This window comes from Kiloniella sp. EL199, from assembly GCF_900313065.1.
Classification (GTDB): Bacteria; Pseudomonadota; Alphaproteobacteria; order Kiloniellales; family Kiloniellaceae; genus Kiloniella.
In genome coordinates this window covers 174,423-193,223 of the sequence record NZ_OMPU01000010.1, presented here as the reverse complement: position 1 = coordinate 193,223, position 18,801 = coordinate 174,423, and the positions used below count along the sequence as shown (strand labels likewise).

The 18,801-nt window shown below is 45.6% G+C and carries 15 protein-coding genes; 13 read left to right on the top strand and 2 right to left on the bottom strand.

Features of this window, described 5'->3' with window-relative positions; translation table 11 throughout:
• Positions 1–14 precede the first annotated feature (14 nt).
• The 6 genes from ftsA (at position 15) to ligA (ending at position 9,070) form a co-directional block, all read left to right on the top strand.
• Positions 15–1,286 carry a cell division protein FtsA gene (ftsA, locus tag D9A03_RS09405; RefSeq protein ID WP_120496942.1) on the top strand — a complete coding sequence of 424 codons (1,272 nt, stop codon included), beginning with the start codon at positions 15–17 and terminating at the stop codon, positions 1,284–1,286.
• Between the two features lie 93 nt (positions 1,287–1,379).
• Positions 1,380–3,071, top strand: a complete 1,692-nt coding sequence (ftsZ, locus tag D9A03_RS09400) for a cell division protein FtsZ (RefSeq protein WP_120496941.1) — start codon at positions 1,380–1,382, stop codon at positions 3,069–3,071.
• Positions 3,072–3,227: 156 nt separating this feature from the next.
• The gene (gene lpxC, locus D9A03_RS09395; protein WP_120497650.1) at positions 3,228–4,181 is read left to right on the top strand and encodes a UDP-3-O-acyl-N-acetylglucosamine deacetylase; all 954 of its coding nucleotides are present in this window, start codon (positions 3,228–3,230) and stop codon (positions 4,179–4,181) included.
• A 251-nt stretch (positions 4,182–4,432) separates the two neighbouring features.
• The gene (locus D9A03_RS09390; RefSeq protein WP_120496940.1) at positions 4,433–5,272 is read left to right on the top strand and encodes an outer membrane protein assembly factor BamD; all 840 of its coding nucleotides are present in this window, start codon (positions 4,433–4,435) and stop codon (positions 5,270–5,272) included.
• A gap of 13 nt (positions 5,273–5,285) precedes the next feature.
• Positions 5,286–6,956 (top strand): DNA repair protein RecN, encoded by a 1,671-nt coding sequence (gene recN / locus D9A03_RS09385; RefSeq protein WP_120496939.1) that lies wholly within the window; start codon positions 5,286–5,288, stop codon positions 6,954–6,956.
• Between the two features lie 5 nt (positions 6,957–6,961).
• Complete coding sequence (gene ligA, locus D9A03_RS09380; RefSeq protein WP_120496938.1) at positions 6,962–9,070, top strand: NAD-dependent DNA ligase LigA; 2,109 nt, start codon at positions 6,962–6,964, stop codon at positions 9,068–9,070.
• Between the two features lie 120 nt (positions 9,071–9,190).
• Here ligA and D9A03_RS09375 read toward each other — a convergent pair whose 3' ends face one another.
• The gene (locus tag D9A03_RS09375) at positions 9,191–9,895 is read right to left on the bottom strand and encodes an ABC transporter substrate-binding protein (RefSeq protein ID WP_216825434.1); all 705 of its coding nucleotides are present in this window, start codon (positions 9,893–9,895) and stop codon (positions 9,191–9,193) included.
• Between the two features lie 296 nt (positions 9,896–10,191).
• On the opposite strand from D9A03_RS09375, the gene D9A03_RS09370 reads away from it, so the two are divergent.
• From D9A03_RS09370 to D9A03_RS09355, 3 genes are all read left to right on the top strand, one after another.
• On the top strand, positions 10,192–10,944 hold the full coding sequence (locus tag D9A03_RS09370) for an AraC family transcriptional regulator (protein WP_120496936.1): 753 nt from the start codon (positions 10,192–10,194) through the stop codon (positions 10,942–10,944).
• A 121-nt stretch (positions 10,945–11,065) separates the two neighbouring features.
• Positions 11,066–11,986, top strand: a complete 921-nt coding sequence (locus tag D9A03_RS09365) for a DMT family transporter (protein WP_120496935.1) — start codon at positions 11,066–11,068, stop codon at positions 11,984–11,986.
• 393 nt (positions 11,987–12,379) lie between these two features.
• Positions 12,380–13,267 (top strand): LysR substrate-binding domain-containing protein, encoded by an 888-nt coding sequence (locus D9A03_RS09355; RefSeq protein ID WP_120496933.1) that lies wholly within the window; start codon positions 12,380–12,382, stop codon positions 13,265–13,267.
• A 42-nt stretch (positions 13,268–13,309) separates the two neighbouring features.
• Here D9A03_RS09355 and D9A03_RS09350 read toward each other — a convergent pair whose 3' ends face one another.
• Entirely contained in the window at positions 13,310–15,127 is a 1,818-nt protein-coding gene (locus D9A03_RS09350; RefSeq protein WP_120496932.1) for an aminopeptidase P family protein, read from the bottom strand.
• 265 nt (positions 15,128–15,392) lie between these two features.
• Here D9A03_RS09350 and D9A03_RS09345 point away from each other — a divergent pair, with 265 nt between their 5' ends.
• From D9A03_RS09345 to D9A03_RS09330, 4 genes are all read left to right on the top strand, one after another.
• Entirely contained in the window at positions 15,393–15,770 is a 378-nt protein-coding gene (locus D9A03_RS09345) for a DUF1127 domain-containing protein (protein WP_162938065.1), read from the top strand.
• A gap of 249 nt (positions 15,771–16,019) precedes the next feature.
• Positions 16,020–17,114 (top strand): ABC transporter ATP-binding protein, encoded by a 1,095-nt coding sequence (locus D9A03_RS09340; protein WP_216825433.1) that lies wholly within the window; start codon positions 16,020–16,022, stop codon positions 17,112–17,114.
• 29 nt (positions 17,115–17,143) lie between these two features.
• Positions 17,144–17,998, top strand: a complete 855-nt coding sequence (locus D9A03_RS09335) for an ABC transporter permease (RefSeq protein ID WP_254055010.1) — start codon at positions 17,144–17,146, stop codon at positions 17,996–17,998.
• On the top strand, positions 17,998–18,786 hold the full coding sequence (locus tag D9A03_RS09330) for an ABC transporter permease (RefSeq protein WP_120496928.1): 789 nt from the start codon (positions 17,998–18,000) through the stop codon (positions 18,784–18,786). Before D9A03_RS09335 ends, D9A03_RS09330 begins: the two co-directional genes overlap by 1 nt.
• The last annotated feature ends 15 nt before the right edge of the window (positions 18,787–18,801 follow it).

The window sequence follows — 18,801 nt, the reverse complement described above, 5'->3', positions numbered from 1 at the left end:
GGAAATCGCCAATCATGAAGCGGAACCCCGGGGCTATCAAACATGGAACAATCGCTGCCATTGATGTGGGCAGCAGTAAAATTTGCTGTTTCATTGCTCAGATGGATGGTGATAATCCTCCAAAAGTGATCGGTATAGGCCAACAGGCCAGCCACGGTATGAAAAGCGGGAACATTGTTGATATGGAAGCATTGGAAGATTCCATTCTCAACGCAGTGCATTCTGCCGAACAGATGGCAAGCGAAACCGTTAACACAGTACTTGTAAATCTCTCTGGCGGATCACCAACATCACACAACATCAATCTTGAAGTTGCGATTAATGGCCACGAAGTTACCGAGACAGATTTAAAACAGGCCCTCGAACACGCCAGTAAAATCCAGGGACCCGAAGGTAACCCAGAACAGGGTCGTCAACTCCTCCATTCACTGCCAACAGGCTTTACCCTTGACGGTAATCGCGGGGTCAAAGATCCCCGAGGCATGCACGGGGAAATGTTGGGTGTAACAATGCACCTTATCACGGCTGCGGCAAATTCCCTGAGAAACCTGACAACCTGTATCAAACGTTGCCACCTTGATCCTCTGAGTTTTGTTCTTACTCCTTACGCATCAGGCCTTGCTTGTCTGGTCGATGATGAAATGGAGTTAGGAGTCACACTGGTTGATATGGGTGGCACGACAACATCAATCGCTGTCTTCAGCGAAGGCAAGCTTGTTTTCAGCGATGTTATTCCTGTTGGTGGTCACCATGTAACCAATGATGTTGCGCGCGGCCTTTCCACACCGGTTGCCGAAGCTGAACGTATGAAAACCTTGTACGGGCATGCCGTAGCAACCGTTACAGATGAACGGGAAATGATTGATGTTCCACAAGTTGGTGAAGAAGCCGGCAGCCAACCGCAACAAGTACCGCGATCACTTCTGGTCGGCATCATACAACCCAGACTGGAAGAAACATTTGAGATCGTTCGTTCGAAACTGGAAATGAGTGGCTTTGATAAAGTTGGTGGTCGACGCGTTGTTTTAACAGGCGGCGCCAGTCAACTTCCCGGGTTACCGGATCTTGCGAGTTTAATACTCGACAAACAGGTTCGGATAGGCAGGCCGATGCGTGTAACCGGCTTGGCAGACGCTACAGGCGGGCCAAGCTTCTCTACCTGCGCAGGTCTTTTGACCTACGCAACCATTGCCCATAATGATGTTCAAACCGATAAAACCCCCGAGGAGACTCAGCCTCAGAACTTCATTAGTAAGTTTGGGAAGTGGTTCAGTGAAAATTTTTAAGAAAAAGTTAGGAATTAGCTCGACTGATTCCACTACTTTATAGTACAACTTGACAAACGAATGCGCCGAGTCGGCGTGCAACGGAGGTTAGTGATGGCTTTAAATTTAGATGTACCACCAGTTGATTCCGAACTGACCCCTCAGATTACGGTTATAGGGGTCGGTGGTGCAGGCGGTAATGCTGTAAACAACATGATCCAGAGTAATCTGGAGGGTGTCGAGTTTTTAATCGCAAATACCGACGCGCAGGCAATTGCACAGTCATCATGTGATCGCACGATCCAGCTGGGCAGAAACATTACCCAGGGCCTTGGTGCCGGGTCACGTCCTGACATTGGTCAAGCTGCGGCAGAGGAAGCCATGGATGAAATCCTTGGTCACCTCGAGGGATCAAATATGGTCTTTATCACAGCTGGTATGGGCGGTGGCACCGGAACTGGTGCAGCACCTGTTATTGCCAAATCGGCACGCGATGCTGGCATTTTGACAGTTGGCGTTGTGACCAAGCCTTTCCACTTCGAAGGCGTGCATCGTATGCGCCTTGCGGAGAAAGGCATTGAAGAGCTGGCACAATACGTTGATACACTGATTATTATTCCAAACCAGAATCTGTTCAGAATTGCCAACGAAAAAACAACCTTCGCCGACGCCTTTAAGATGGCGGATGATGTATTGCGCTCAGGTGTTAGTGGCGTCACCGATCTTATGGTTATGCCAGGCTTGATCAATCTCGATTTTGCAGATATTCGCGCCGTGATGACAGAAATGGGCAAAGCCATGATGGGAACAGGCGAAGCCGATGGCGAAAGCCGTGCAATGGATGCTGCCGAAGCAGCAATTTCAAACCCGCTGCTTGACGAAGTTTCCATGAAAGGAGCACGTGGCGTTCTGATCAACATCACTGGTGGACCAGATCTGACACTGTTTGAAGTGGACGAAGCTGCAAACCGTATCCGTGACGAGGTCGATCCCGAAGCGAACATCATCTTTGGTTCTACCTACGATCCGAATATGGAAGGCACCATGCGGGTGTCAGTTGTTGCAACCGGCATTGATGTCGAATCAATGAAAAACATTCGCCCGCCGGAGACAAAAGAATTCAAAGCGCCGCCAGCACCATTGGATGTGACACCTGAAGCACCAGCAGAACCTCAGCCAGAACAAGCGGTTGCATCTGTGGCTGAAGCACCGCAGCCCGCAGCACCGGTAGCAGCACCTGCTGCAGCGGCAAGTACAGAACATGCTACTCAGCCAATCATTGAAACTGGCCCGTCACAAACAAGTATCGAATCAGCGATTACACGTAGTGAAGCTGAGACACAGCCTGTTTCGACAGCTGCGCCGCAAGCTGAAATCAAGAGCGATACTTTTGTTGCCCCTGCCCCAGCCACTGTTACAAACCAGAAGCCTGCGGCTCCTCAGATAACAGGGCAAAAGGCAGATCCTTTTGCAGCGGCTGCACTTGCTAACGGCACAGACAAGCACGAAGACGCATCCAAAAAAGGACGCGGTCTGTTCGGGCGCATTACCGGTGGCGCAGCACGTGCTCTTCAAGCGGCCACACAGTCAGAAGAGCAAGAAGAGCTTGAGATGGGAAAAGCAACCGTTAATGCCCCTGCTGCACCGTCTGTAGCGCCAGCAGCGACACCATCCGAATCGCCTGCTACTGGTAACAGTCAACAGCCCAGATTGACAGGTTTGGATCCACAAGAGCGGATTCAGACGCCGTCAGCCGAAGAAGACCTTCTGGATATCCCAGCATTTCTGCGGCGTCAGGCCAATTAAAGGCAAATGTTTCAAAGTACGTTACATTTCGTAACATACTGAAACAAACAGTGATTTGTTAGAAACAGGGGGACGAGCTATCGTTCCCCTGTTGCATTTTATCGGATGAACAGTTCGGCTGCACCGGGGGGATTAACTAACAAACGAAGCGTACTCATGAAAACCAACACTGCTGCCAATCGTGTACAGAGACAAAAGACACTCAAAAGCGCAATCAATTGCTCTGGTGTCGGATTACATTCAGGCGACAATGTTGTTATGACACTTTACCCTGCTGAGCCAGGTACAGGTATCGTTTTTCACCGTACTGATGTCACTGGAAAAGGGGTTGTTATTCCAGCAACTTGGGAATACGCCATTGAATCCCCTCTTTGTACAACTCTTGTTAAAGATGATGTAAAAATCGGTACCATTGAACACCTTATGTCAGCATTTGCCGGCTTTGGCATCGACAACTGCCGTATTGAGATCAATGCTTGCGAAGTACCTGTTATGGATGGCAGCTCTTCTCCGTTTGTGTTTTTGATCGAATGTGCAGGCGTAGTTGAGCAAAATGCCCCAAAACGTGCCATCCGTATACTCAAAGAAGTACGTGATGATGAAGAAGCTCGCTCAGGCATCTTAAGCCCAGCGGAAGGTTTCTCTGTCAGTTTCGAAATCGACTTTAATACACAGGCAATTGGACACCAGGAACTCTTTATGGAAGTCCGCCCCGACCACTATAAACAGGAAGTAAGTCGCGCACGTACTTTCGGCTTTCTGCACGAAGCAGATCAGCTTCGTAAAATGGGCTTGGCCCGTGGCGGGTCACTGGACAATGCCATTGTTATTGACGGCGACGATGTGATGAACGAAGGCGGACTTCGTTATGGTAACGAATTTGTCCGTCACAAAATTCTGGATTCTATCGGGGATCTCTTCCTTGCTGGTGCACCAATTATTGGCCATTACCACGGCATTAAAAGCGGTCACGCCCAAACATACCGCTTGGTGAAACAGCTTCTCTCCGACAACAGTGCTTGGGAATGGGCCACTCTACCTGTGGAAAACACTGTTGCTCGTAGTTCCAGCTACGTTGCACCAGAGCGTGCCGTCGCTGCTTCCGTTTAATTCACCAAACTATATATAAAAGCACAAAAAGCCTGGTTTTTCTGGGCTTCTTGCATTTGCAACATCGAAAAAAATATTTTTTTTATCTTTAAAGAGATCAAGTTATCTCAAGGATGCTTGAGGACACGAGTGTGAAGCCTTATAGTGCTCTGGCTATATCCTTGCCGTTGGCGTTTGAATGCCTGTGGAACAAACCCGAATAAGTCATTTGGGGATGCGTAATTTGGTTTTGATTTAAAGAGTAACCTAAGATGAATTTCCGTCTTTTCGGACAGCAGATTGATAACTCCTACAAACAGATAATCCTTGCAGCGTCTCTACTCGCCGTATTGGCTGCTTGTAGCTCTGATGACAGGCCGGCCTATGTAGAACGCCCTGTTGAAGAGCTTTACAACAGTGCGAATAGCGCCTTAAAAGCAGGTGACAACGAGGATGCGGCAAGGCTCTTTGACGAAGTTGAACGCCAGCATCCCTATTCGGTATGGGCATCAAAAGCTCAGCTAATGGCCGCTTATGCTCTTTATTCTGATAATAAATATGACGATGCAATTAGCGCCCTAGATCGCTTTATTGATCTGCACCCTGGTAACCGTGACACACCTTATGCTTACTATCTGAAAGCACTTTGTTATTACGAACAAATTTCAGATGTTGGACGTGATCAAAAGATGACGCGGGATGCCCTGTCATCCCTGCGTGATGTTGTCCGCAGATTCCCCGACAGCAAATATGCGCGCGATGCCCAATTAAAAATTGACCTTGCAAACGATCATCTCGCAGGCAAGCAAATGACCATTGGTCGTTTTTATTTAAACAGAAAAGAATATCTGGCTGCAATTAACCGCTTTAGAACCGTAATAGGCGAATACCAGACGACTACTCATGTTCCTGAAGCATTACACCGCTTGGTAGAAGCATATCTTGCCCTCGGTATTATCGACGAAGCGCAGGCAACTGCTTCGGTTTTGGGGCATAATTTTCCTGGTGAGCGTTGGTATCAAGACAGTTACGCTCTCTTAACTGGCCAAGATCTGGAGCCTGAAGAAAAGGACGGCTCCTGGATTTCTGAAGTTTGGGATTCCATTCTCTAGTAATAGGTGTTCTATGCTGCTGAACCTTTCCATCAGCAATGTTGTTCTTATTGACCGCCTTGAACTTTCTTTTGACAATGGCCTCTGTGTTCTAACGGGCGAGACAGGTGCAGGAAAATCGATACTGCTTGATTCTCTGGGACTGGCCCTTGGAGCAAGAGCTGAATCCAGACTGGTTCGTCACGGCACAGACAAAGCAATCGTATCCGCAGTTTTCGACCCCATACCAACACATCCCGTTTTTGAGTTCCTAAAAGATAAAGACGTCACCATAGATGATGATTTGCTGGTTTTCAGACGTGTCGTAAACGCCGATGGCAGAAGTCGTGCTTACATTAATGATACACCAGTTTCTGCTAATCTGCTCAGACAGGCGGGCGATTTACTAATTGAGATACAAGGACAGTTCGAACAACGCGGGCTTTTGGACCAAAGTAATCACAGAAGCTTACTCGACGCGGCAAGTGATAATGATCACCTTATAATACAGACATCGGAACTTTGGCGAAAATGGCAAGCTATTGCCAAAGATCGGTCCGAAGCAGACGACAAGTTGGCACAAGCACAACGAGAAGAGACATTCCTGCGCCACTCTCTGGAAGAACTGGATAATTTATCCCCCATTGACGGGGAGCTGGAAAACCTCTCTTCCCAGAGGCAGCTACTGATCCACAGTGAAAAGCTAATACAGGCAATGAATGCTTGCACACTGGAACTCAGTGGAGAAAACGGCATCGGTGGTGCCGAAAGTTCCCTTGCAGAAGCTCAACGCCATTTGGCAACTACCCCCGAAAATGTCGGGAAAAAGCTGGAACCCGTTGTCGAAGCTCTGGATCGAGCAACCTACGAAATACAGGATGCTCTTGCTTCGTTACAAGATATATCAAATGATCTTGATCTCGACCCAACCCGCCTTCAGGAAACAGAAGAACGCTATTTTCTCTATCAGGATCTCGCCAGAAAACATCGTGTCGAGCCGGAGGAACTAACCAGGGTAAAGGACGCAATAGCAGAACAGCTAAAGCTCATCGACACAGGCAATGAGCACCTGCAAGAGCTGGATCGTTTATGCGAGGAAGCAAGATCTGCCTATGCCAAAGCAGCAGAAAAATTAAGTAAAGCCAGACATGCAAAAGCAAAAGAATTGGATCAGGCAATCAATAACGAATTGCCGCCCCTAAAGCTTGAACGCGCTGTTTTTGAAACCTCGCTGATCATTCAGCCGGAAGAAAGCTGGGGGCAACACGGTTGGGATCAGGTCGCATTTCTTGTGGCGACAAACTCAGGCTCCGCCCCAGGTCCATTGGGAAAGATTGCCTCCGGTGGTGAGCTTGCACGCTTTCTGCTTGCCCTGAAGGTGGTTATGGCAAAGGTCAGCCCGGTTGCTTGTCTTGTCTTTGACGAAGTTGATGCGGGCATCGGCGGTGCGACGGCCCATGCTGTTGGCGAACGCCTGTCCCGCCTTGCAAAGGAGCGACAAATTCTCGTCATTACTCACAGTCCCCAAGTCGCGGCAAAAGGCATGCAACATCTCAAAGTTGTCAAATCATCAAAAGCGGATCAAACCACAACAACCGTTTTCCATTTAAGCCACGAAGAACGCCGGGAAGAAGTAGCTCGCATGCTCTCTGGTGCAGAGATAACAAACGAAGCACGTTCAGCCGCCGATAGTCTTTTAGGATAGATACCTTGACAAAAGATACCCCTATATTCTCTCTCTTTGATCCAGAGACAGAAAGGCTTACCGATGATCAGGCCGCGACAGAACTCGCACATCTTGCAACTGAAATAGCGCGTCATGATGTACTTTATCATCAAAAAGATGAACCAGAGTTAACTGACACCGAGTACGACATTCTCAGACGTCGGAATGAAGCAATTGAAAAGGCATTCCCTCATCTTGTCCGCGAAGACAGCCCGACAAACAAAGTAGGGTCCTCCCCCTCTTCCGGTTTCGGCAAGATAAAACATAGTGTGCCAATGCTGTCGCTTGGAAATGCTTTTGCAGACGAAGATGTTTCAGAGTTTCTTACCCGTATTAGACGCTTTCTTGGTTTAGGCAAAGACGAATTAGTGCATATCTTTGCCGAACCCAAAATCGATGGCCTTTCATGTTCTATCCGTTACGAGAAAGGTGTCCTCGTACAAGCCGCAACCCGTGGCGATGGTGCCATCGGTGAAAACATTACAGCAAACGTTAAAACCATTTCCTCTATTCCTCACCAGCTTACCGAAACTTCATATCCCGATGTTATTGAAATCCGCGGTGAAGTTTACATGCGACGTGACCGTTTCCTGGAACTTAATACAAATCAGACTTCAACAGGCGGGAAAACCTTTGCTAATCCCCGAAATGCTGCGGCGGGATCATTAAGACAACTTGATCCATCCATCACTGCGGCAAGACCTCTTGATTTCTATGCATATGCTTGGGGCGAAACGTCATCCTCTTTAGGCGAAAGCCTGACAGATGTTCGGGCAAAAATGGAAGCCTGGGGATTACCAGTGAATCCCGGTCAGCTCTGTACCTCGTTAGATGAAATCCTAGACTATTATCGTCAAATTATGACAGATCGACCAGATCTCAATCATGAAATTGACGGAATAGTATACAAGGTTAATCGCCTGGATTGGCAGGAACGCCTCGGCTTTGTCAGTCGTGCACCACGTTGGGCTATTGCACACAAATTCCCCGCCGAGCGTGCGATTACGCGCCTTAGCGAAATAACCATTCAAGTGGGCAGAACAGGCGCACTTACCCCTGTTGCCAATCTAGAACCGATAACGGTGGGTGGTGTTGTCGTTTCCCGGGCAACCCTGCACAACAAGGACGAGATCGAACGAAAAGACGTGCGCGAAGGCGATAGTATCGTCATCCAACGCGCTGGCGACGTAATTCCACAGGTCGTTGAAGTTATTCTCGACAAGCGTCCCGCTGACTCTGCTCCCTTCCCTTTCCCTGATCGTTGCCCTGAATGTGGATCACAGGCCACACAGGAAGACGGCGAAGTTGTTACACGCTGTACTGGCGGCTTGATATGCCCGGCACAGGCCGTAGAACGTCTAAAGCATTTTGTCAGTAGAAACGCCTTTGATATCGAAGGACTGGGCGATAAACAAATCAAGTTTTTCTTTGATCAAGGCACCATCAAATCACCTGCTGATCTATTCCGACTGGCAGAGAAAGATCGCAGAAGTCTGACACCCCTCCGCAACCAAGCTGGGTGGGGGCGACAATCCGTAGAAAATCTCTATAATGCCATAGAAAGTAAAAGAACAATCCAGCTGGATCGCTTTATCTTTGCTCTTGGTATTCCCCAGATTGGACAGGCCACCGCCAAGCTGATGGCCAAAAACTATGGCACGCTAGAGCGCATAGAAGAAATCACCCGGCTTGCACATTATCCTGAGAGCGACGCACTACAAGAGCTACTATCAATTGACGGTATTGGTGCTTCTATGGCCGGCGATCTGATTGCCTTCTTTAACGAACCCCATAATCAGGAAGTTATTGCAGACCTTAAAGCCCAGATAAACATTGAAGAGTTTGTTCTTGAAGTTAGTTCTGATTCACCCGTAGCTGGAAAGACGGTTGTTTTCACAGGTAAATTGCAGACGATGTCCAGGGATGAAGCCAAGGCAAAAGCAGAAAGCCTTGGCGCCAAGGTTTCAGGATCTGTTTCCAAGAAAACCGATTATGTTGTGGCTGGCGCTGATGCGGGTTCCAAACTAAAAAAAGCTGCCGATTTAGGGGTCAGTGTTCTAAGTGAAGAAGAATGGCACACACTTGTGAGTTAAAAGTTTCTATGCGTTTATGACGCCCTCATCCCAGTTAATCAGGGTAAAACAACTCTACGCTGTTTGTTTAAAATTGTGATTTCCAACTACCACACTCGACTTATTGAGAATGATAAATCATTAATTCATTAGGTCTTTATCCTCACTCTGCGAACGGCTTCTAATGATATCCAATGCATGTCGCCATTTTTTAACGACTTCTATTGGTGTACTGTTTGAAAAAGCAAGGTAGAGATCAAATTCACCAAGATCAGCAACTCGACGGATACGTGATAGCGGAATATTTTCTGCTTCTAATATGAACCGCAAATAATTTTCATCAAGTGCCAACAGTTCGTATCTATAGTCGGCCAACCTCAAAATAGCTTTGCGCGTTGTTGCGGAATGATACAAATTCTTGAACCCCATTGATGTAAGTATCTTCTCCGCAGCACCACCTCGCTGTACCCCGACACTAGTAGCCTGTCTGGCTTGTTCGAGCCTTTTCTCATTTTCCCCAGAGTATTCAACACTGTTCAGTTCAGATGTGTATATCCCCAAATTCACACTCTCGATAGGGCCAACCCATTGAAAGTCAGCTTCTCTGGGGGGAACACGGACAATAGAGAAAATTCCGCTATTCTCCTTCTCTTTTGCATACCTATAGGCCCTTGCCCAAGGCAAAAAGGTAATGGAAGGTTCTACACCTATTTCACGAGCCATTTCCTGAATAACTTTACTGGATAATCCCAATAACTCACCATCAACCTGGTAGTTATAGGGTGGGAAGTTCTCCGTATATATATTTTGCGAATGCGCAGATCCAAAAAACACGCCCAACAGCAAATAAAATACAACTCCATATCTGCATAATTTCATAGGTACCAACCAAGCCCACAGTACTCGTAATCTTTGGCTATAAATCACAAAAAAATCTGATCTGACCTTTGTCCTTCAGCAAAATGATTAACCAAAAGAACATCTATCATAGGAAAATTGTTTTAACTTGTGCTTAAGAAAACGATCTATTTTATGAAGCACTACCAGTACTCCCTCCTTTAGAACTAAATCAGTAAATCAGGTGTGACCTGCTTTTTACCAACATAGCTTGGCTTATAAAGTAAGCCTGATAAAATGGAGGGATGAAAGTAAACTGCCGTAGCTATACAAGCGATTTTAAAAGTCACAACCACAGTACTTTTCACCAGCTTATTATTCCACACAAGGGTGAATTGGAACTTGAAGCTGAACAATCGTCAGGAATTGCCAGAATAGATCAGGTTGCCATTATAACCGCCAATGACACCCATGCTTTCAGAGGCCTTAACCCCAACAGCTTTACTGTTGTCGATTTTGATTTTGCTGACGCCAACTATATGCCTGAACTCAATTCACTTTGGGATAGCGCACACAACCAGATTCTTTTTCCACTTGATGAAGGCCTCTTAAACCTCAGTCAATTTACGGCCTCGGAATTAAAAGATCAGTCCATAACATCTATCGGGGAACAAAGCATAAAGCTCTTCTTGTTGGCCCTTGCCGATAGAAACAACTCTGAAGACAACAAGCTGCCAGAAAAGCTGCAAAAGGCCCTAAAATTTATCAAACAAAACCACACAAGAAAACTATCGTCTAAAGATATCGCTGAACAAGCTTGCCTATCGATAAGCCACCTACATGCACTCTTCAGTAACTATTTGGGCTATTCGCCGCAAAGATTTCAAACTAATCTGAAGTTAGAACATGCCCGACAACTCGTTTTAAACACAAAATTTTCCCTGACAGAAATCGCGCATAACATCGGGTATTCAGATCAAAGTAGCTTTAATCGTGCCTATCGCAATAGCTTTGGCACGACACCCGGCACGGACCGAACACTCCACAATAAAGTCTGAAACAGAATCTCAAAAAGCAGAATCCTGGTAAAAATAAACAGAACCAGAGACAAGACATCTGCTCTAAAATCTGTACATTCCAAACCTTATATCTGGTCCGCAACTTTGGAATTAAACAAGAATGACATCCTCACCAAGCCATAATACCCGTGCCACTCTTATTGGGATCGTTGCTATTCTTTTGTGGGCACTTTTGGCACTTTTTACAACTTGGGCAAAAGGTGTCCCTCCCTTCCAGCTATTAGCTCTCACATTTTTTATTGCCTTTGTTTCCGGGCTTATCGTTTTGAGCACCAAAGGCAAAAAATCTTTTCAGAGCTTAAAACAAAAACCTATTGTCTGGATTATCTCTGTTGGCGGTCTCTTTGGTTATCATTTGTTCTATTTTATTGCCCTGCATAATGCCCCGGCCATAGAAGCAAGCCTGATTGCATACCTCTGGCCCCTTCTGATTGTATTCTTCTCTGCATTACTATCGGGTGAACGTCTCTACTGGTTTCATATTGCTGGCACTTTAATCGGTCTGACTGGCGCTGTCCTGATCGTCACCAAAGGGCAAAGTTTATCCTGGAATGCAGAACACTATATGGGGTACCTCGCTGCAATCATCTGCGCGCTCATCTGGTCAGGCTATTCTGTCCTGAACAGAAAATTCAAAGAGGTTCCAACCGATGCTGTGACCGGTTTTTGTGGGGTAACTGCTTTTTTGGGGTTGATTTTTCACCTCGGCACAGAAACATGGATAACACCAACAAGCATTCAGTCACTCGCTATTCTGGCCCTAGGGCTTGGCCCAGTTGGCCTCGCCTTCTTTGTTTGGGATTACGGAACCAAACATGGAGATATTCAGGTATTAGGCGCTCTCTCCTATGGTGCTCCTCTTCTCAGCACCTTATTACTGGTAGCCGTGGGTTTGGCGCAAGCAAGCTGGAGCATTGCCATCGCCTGCTTGCTCATTGTTGGTGGTGCCTTTCTAGCATCAGCAAAAATGTTGAAGCCAAACTCTACTGCACCGGAGAACAACACCCTTATAAACGAATGAACTTCTGATCAAAAAATAGCAAATATCTTTTATTGATAAAAAATGCCTCCCCGATCTCAAGAAGAATACCAGGGCTTAATAACGGGACTTAATGACAAGAGCATTCAGTCGAAGCACCAAGTAACTTGAAAAGGCCGCCAGATTTGAACTTCCAGTTCATTTTTGCGCTCTTCCTCGGCCTCTCTGACTTAAAATTATTATCTTTTTGTTCAAAATTACCGTTCTCGGTAAACGCATCACGATTCTCTAATCTCGTAGCTAAAATGTAAGTTTGCCCTAAAACATTTATCATTGATCCATTCCTTCTGTATAACTATTCTCATAAATATCAGGCGGAATGAATTTAAATTCAAATCAGGAAAAATCTTATAATGTTAGATTTTCTTACATTTAATGCGTGATTTCCCTTCCCTTTCCAGCCTACGTGCCTTCGAAGCAGTCGTGCGGCACCACAACCTAAGTCACGCAGCCAAAGAGCTAAATGTGACTCACGCTGCTGTTGCCCAACAAATTAAACGTCTGGAAGAATGGTTGGGCGCAACACTCACTCAACGTGAAGGACGGGGCGTTGTTCCTACAGAGGCAGGTTTTCGCCTCGGTACTGAACTGGGAAAGAGCTTTGACATCATTGATGATGCTGTCAGGGATCTCAAAGACAGCACAACAGATCGCCCCTTGCGCATTACCATGACGCCAACCTTCGTAAATTTCTGGCTCATGCCACGATTGGGCGATTTTCGCAAACAACACCCGGATGTTGAAATTCTCTTGAATGCAAACAGCGATGTCGTCGATCTCCGCAGGGATGATTACGATCTTGCCATTCGCTATGGTGCTGGAAACTGGCCCGGCTTTAGTGTTGAACAGCTCATGCCCAGTTATACCAGCATTGTTGTATCCCCCAAGCTTCTGAAAGATGTGCAAATTAAAGAACCGAAAGACCTTATGAAGTTACCCTGGGTATGCGATATTGATCACAACGACTCAGAGTGGCACTTCTGGCTTAAACATCATGAAATTGATTTTCACGCACACTATGCAAAAATTCACCTATCAGGCTATTTAACCAAGGATGCTATTCGTGATGGTCAAGGTGTCGGTGTCTTGCCTTCAAACTGGGTGCAGGAAGACATTAAAAGCGGTCAGCTGATAGAGCTTTTCTCTCTCTCAGGACACGAACTTACCGGATATCACCTTGTTTATAAACAAGGTATCATTCCGTCACATTTGAAGAAGTTCTTAACCTGGATACGTAATCAGAATAAAGAGAGTACGATATAGCTACCCGCTCTCTGATTAAAATCAGAGAGCGGGTGCGTACAATCAAATTGCCTGCGTCGCAGTTTCAAGCCATACCGCATGCTCTTCATCAAGCAAGGGTGTCAACTCTTTGCGAACCCAGGCGTGGTAATCATTCAACCATTTAATCTCTGCAGCACTCATCAAAGATGGTTCAATCAAACGCAAATCAATCGGACACAAGGTCACTGTTTCAAAGTCATATAACGGTATATCCAATCCAACCATCTGCCCCGCATCACGTACGATCATAAGATTTTCGATGCGGATACCATATTCCCCGGCTTTGTAATAACCGGGTTCATTTGACAGAAACATACCAGGCTCCAAAGCCACTGGCGATGAAGTTTTTGCTATCCGTTGTGGGCCTTCATGTACACCAAGGAAACACCCGACACCATGCCCTGTTCCATGGTCATAGTCTAAACCAGCGTCCCAGAGTGGTCGTCTGGCAAGGCTATCCAATTGAATACCATTAGTCCCTTTCGGGAATTTTGCCGTGGACAGAGAAATGTGACCCATCAATACGCGGGTGAAACGATCTTTCATTTCTTCATTTGCTGTCCCAATAATAACAGTGCGAGTGATATCTGTTGTACCATCCAGATACTGCCCCCCGGAATCAATCAGAAAGATTTCATCCTTGTTAAGCGGCAAAGAACTCTCATCACTTACTTTATAATGGCAAAGCGCACCATTCGGTCCTGCGCCAGAAATGGTATCAAAAGAGGTATCTTTATATAAAGGAACCTCTTCCCTGAATACTCTGAGTTTTTCAGCCGCTTCCATTTCAGTCACAGGGTTTTCTGTACCAGCTCGTTCCGTCGCGGTTTCCGTTACCCACTTGAGGAATCGAACCATAGCAGCACCATCACGGATATGTGCAGCACGGATACCATCCAGTTCTGATGTATTCTTTCTGGCCTTTGGCAGGCTAACTGGATCCATATCCCGAACAAGCTGTGCGCCACTTTCTTCCAAGAGGACAGTAATACGTTCTGGGCAGGTTGCAGGATCAATCAAGACCTTCTTACCTTCGCGTGCGAAAGCTTCAAGGCGAGCCTCCAATGTGCCTGGCTCAGCCACTTCAACCTGATTATCTAGCGCCGAAAGCGTTTCGCTTGTCACTTTTTCTGAATCGACAAACCACTGTACAGCTCCATCGGCATGGACAATCGCAAAGGAAAGAACCAAGGGTGTATGAGCCACGTCCTCACCACGCACATTCAAAAGCCATGCAACAGAGTCTGGTAAACTCAAAACAGCACAGTCTGCATCTGAGTTTGCAAGCAGCTTACCAATCTCGTCCCGTTTATCGCGCGAAGATTTCCCCGCATGTTTTAAATCATATGGTATGGATTTAGTGCAAGGGCGCGCAGGCTGATCCAGCCAAACTTTATCAAGAGGATTCTCTGAAAGAGGAACCAGAACGCCACCCGCTTTTTCAACACCTTTGCGCAAAGCTTTGATCTGATTTTCGCTCTGTAACCAAGGATCATAGGCAATACGCATCCCTTCGGAAACATGATCCGCCAACCATTGATGAGCAGGCTCTTCAACCAGATGCTGATAGGCAAATAGCTGATCACTCACCTCTTGACGGACCTGAATTGTATAGCGACCATCCACGAAGATTGCAGCGCGGTCCATCAGGACCGTCGCAAGCCCGGCCGACCCCGTAAAGCCACTCAACCATGCCAGCCTCTGGGCTTGTGGAGGAACATATTCACCTTGGTGCTCATCAGTTCTGGGCACGATAAAGCCGTCCACACCTTCTGATACCAGTTGGTCGCGCAATGCTTTCAGGCGAGCAGTGTGATCAAGAGTAGCCGTTTCGGGCATTTCTATAGTCCCTATACAATATACAATCCAGTTTTCAGCAGATTATCTGAGCCACTCGCGCATAACAATACTTGCTTTTGCATAATACTAAAACATTTATATTCAACAACTTAACAAGATAAAAATCAAATCATGCCCAAAATGCATGGCTGTGGTGCAGAATCACCGCTACCGAAAAAACTTTTATACGCTAGATATAGTGCAACAGCACAGCGGCAATAGAAAGCAATAGTCGGCCGCATTAACTGATCTAGGAGAAATGATCATGAGAGAAGATAAATTCGTATTCGCGGCCAACGAAATCGCTAACCAGCCTGTATTCGTTACTGTAGCACCACACCGCTACACAAAAACATACCGTATCTATGCTGCTATTTCCGGCATGGTTCAGAGCTTCAAAAGTTACATGGAGCGCCGTGCGACTGTAAATCAGCTTTGGAACCTAAGCGACCATGAACTTAACGACATTGGTCTAAGTCGCGGTAATATCGAAGCAACTGTAAACAGCCTCTATGCTGAAGCAGAAGAAAAAGAAGCCAAAACCTTTGAGCCAGGTTTCTCTTTCCTTTCTTCTTCAGACTTCGTTTCTACACAAGAAACAAACAAAGCTGAAAACAACAGCAAGCCAGTACGCGCAGCATAATCCCCCTTTTGCTTGCAGCACTACTTGTTGAAACGCGCCGGAAACTCCGGCGCGTTTTTTATATAAAGCATCAATTTAAGTTATCTAAAGTTCCTCAGTAAACTTTTCCTACACATCTAAATAAAGCAAAATATTTAACTAAAATACTACCCCTTTGGTGGTATTTCCAAGTTCATTATATTCCAGCATGATTTTGAATTCTTGCCATTCCAAGTAATATTGGTAAGGCAATTTGCAAAATGAGGAAAAATGATGGCTGTTGCAGTTTCCGTACGAAATGTCAAGAAAACGTACCATGGCTCACCATCTATTGATGCCCTTAAAAATATCTCTTTTGATATACACCATAATGAATTCTTCACCCTGCTTGGCCCTTCTGGATGCGGGAAAACAACTCTGTTAAGATTAATTGCAGGCTTTGAAGACTTAACGGCTGGCAAACTTCATCTGTTTGAACAAAATATATCTCATCTCCCTCCTGAAAAACGACCTGTAAACACTGTCTTTCAGCACTATGCACTCTTCCCACATATGACAATTATTGAAAATGTCGCATTTGGTCTGCGCCGTTTGGGGAAAACAGAGAATGAAGCCAATACTGCTGCTGAAAAAATGCTTGAGCTTGTGCACCTAGACGATTTTGCAACGCGCATGCCTAAACAACTGTCTGGTGGGCAACAACAACGCGTAGCATTAGCCCGTGCTTTAGCACCACAGCCCAAAGTCCTGCTACTGGATGAGCCCCTATCTGCGTTAGACCTAAAGTTACGGCAAAATATGCGTTTAGAACTTAAACGCCTCCAGCGCGAAACAGGCATAACATTTGTTTTTGTCACTCATGATCAAGAAGAAGCTCTCGCAATGAGTGACCGTATTGCCGTTATGTCCGCAGGTAAAGTTCAACAGATTGCAAAGCCAGATGAAATCTATGAAACCCCTGCGAATAGGTTTGTTGCAGATTTCATAGGCGATGCAAACTTTTATGACGCATCAATAGTCAAATCAGAGAATGATGTAACAACATATCAAATCGGTAACGGAGTACATCTGAAAGGTCCCTTACGCCCAAACATGCCTGATAATGCTAAAGTCACACTTTTTGTCCGTCCCGAGAAAATCAGCATTATTAATTTCAGTACTCTAGAACTCGTAAGCGGGGAAATAAAAGATATCGTTTATCTGGGAAGCTCAACAGATTATCAAATAGAGTTAAATTCATCACTTTCAATTGTTGTACGCAACGAAAACCAACAAAACGGGTTAGCTATTGCCAAGCCCGGTGACAAGGTCTCGCTTCGTATAGATCCCACATCTATACGCATATTAGAGAGTGAAAACTCATGATAAATAAGATCAAACAATATGTAGGAATAATGCCTGCAATATTTGTGATCGGTTTTTTCATGTTCATACCGATTCTTATTATCGTTACCTACTCTCTTCTTGAAGCAAACCCTTATGGTGGAGTGAACTGGAATCTGACAACTGAGGCCTATACAAAGATCCTGTATGAACGAGATCTTTTTGATGAGATATCATTTAATTCGGCATATCTAGTGATTATTTTCAGGTCTATCTGGATTGCGCTAATCACAGTTATTCTATGCCTTGTGGCAGGATTCCCCGTCGCCTATTACATCGCAATACAGCCCCCCTCTCGTCGTAATTTTTTAATTCTACTGATAACCGTTCCCTTTTGGACAAATCTTTTGATCCGGACCTATTCTTGGATTTTAGTCTTACGAGATACTGGATTAGTCAATAACAGCCTTCAAGTGTTTGGTATTACAGATACGCCTGTAAAACTTCTCTATACCGAAGGCGCAATCGCTCTGGGGCTGATATATACATATATCCCTTTTATGATCTTACCAATTTACGCGTCACTAGAGCGACTGGATGTAAAGCTCATCGAAGCATCCCGTGATCTATACGCCACGAGATGGATTACATTACGTAAAATTATTCTACCACTATCGATGCCCGGAATCGTTGCCGGATCTATTCTGGTTTTCATCCCTGCCTTAGGCGCTTTTATCGCACCCGAACTTCTGGGCGGCGGACAAAAACTGATGTTGGGAAGCTTGGTACAGCTTCAATTTTCATCAGCTCGAAACTGGCCTTTTGGATCAGCTTTAGCTGTCATCATCCTAATTGTAGTCATGCTTGCGTTGATGCTCTACGCACGAAATGCACATAAAAACAACAGTGAAGGTACAATCCACTGATGGCACAGAAAACAGACATACGCACATTACCCGGGTTTCGGCTAGCAACCATTGGGTTCTTTATATATTTGTACATTCCATTGCTAATACTCGTCGTCTTTTCATTCAACGCAACGCATTCAGCCACCGTTTGGGACGGGTTCAGTCTCAATTGGTATGCCAAAGCCTTTGATAATAGTGACATTCGTCGGGCAGCTTGGAACAGTCTTGTTGTCGCAACATTTGCAACTATTTTTGCCACATCGTTTGCAACAATGGCCGCTTTGGCTCTTGCTCGGAATCACCAAATAAAACATAAACCAGTTTTTAATGGCGTGTTAATGCTGCCGCTTATGGTTCCAGAAATCGTCACTGCAGTTGCAACACTAACTTTCTTTTCTGTTATAGGTTTATCTCTTGGGCTGGGAAATATTATTATCGCCCATACTGTATTCTGTATTCCTTTTGCCTATTTGCCTATTCGTGCGCGGCTTCATGGCATGGATAAAAATATGGAAATTGCAGCACAGGATTTATATGCCTCAAAATGGGCAACCCTACGTTATGTAACATTGCCATTACTCACCCCTGGAATTATTTCAGGGGCAATGCTCGCATTTATCATATCTATTGATGATTTTATTATCACACTCATGGTCGCCGAAGCAGGATCAACAACTCTTCCAATCTATATCTATTCATTGGTCCGCATTGGTATTACGCCGGAAGTGAACGCAGTATCAACAATCCTATTATGCATTTCGATCATCTTTGTAACCATCTCATACCTGGTCGAAAAAAAACGGTGAGATAAAACAATGGGA

Coding starts and splice junctions, on each gene's coding strand:
- ftsA (WP_120496942.1), top strand. CDS start 15: ATGAAGCGGAACCCCGGGGCTATCAAACATGGAACAATCGCTGCCATT.
- ftsZ (WP_120496941.1), top strand. CDS start 1,380: ATGGCTTTAAATTTAGATGTACCACCAGTTGATTCCGAACTGACCCCT.
- lpxC (WP_120497650.1), top strand. CDS start 3,228: ATGAAAACCAACACTGCTGCCAATCGTGTACAGAGACAAAAGACACTC.
- D9A03_RS09390 (WP_120496940.1), top strand. CDS start 4,433: ATGAATTTCCGTCTTTTCGGACAGCAGATTGATAACTCCTACAAACAG.
- recN (WP_120496939.1), top strand. CDS start 5,286: ATGCTGCTGAACCTTTCCATCAGCAATGTTGTTCTTATTGACCGCCTT.
- D9A03_RS09370 (WP_120496936.1), top strand. CDS start 10,192: ATGAAAGTAAACTGCCGTAGCTATACAAGCGATTTTAAAAGTCACAAC.
- D9A03_RS09365 (WP_120496935.1), top strand. CDS start 11,066: ATGACATCCTCACCAAGCCATAATACCCGTGCCACTCTTATTGGGATC.
- D9A03_RS09355 (WP_120496933.1), top strand. CDS start 12,380: ATGCGTGATTTCCCTTCCCTTTCCAGCCTACGTGCCTTCGAAGCAGTC.
- D9A03_RS09350 (WP_120496932.1), bottom strand. CDS start 15,127: ATGCCCGAAACGGCTACTCTTGATCACACTGCTCGCCTGAAAGCATTG.
- D9A03_RS09345 (WP_162938065.1), top strand. CDS start 15,393: ATGAGAGAAGATAAATTCGTATTCGCGGCCAACGAAATCGCTAACCAG.
- D9A03_RS09340 (WP_216825433.1), top strand. CDS start 16,020: ATGATGGCTGTTGCAGTTTCCGTACGAAATGTCAAGAAAACGTACCAT.
- D9A03_RS09335 (WP_254055010.1), top strand. CDS start 17,144: ATGCCTGCAATATTTGTGATCGGTTTTTTCATGTTCATACCGATTCTT.
- D9A03_RS09330 (WP_120496928.1), top strand. CDS start 17,998: ATGGCACAGAAAACAGACATACGCACATTACCCGGGTTTCGGCTAGCA.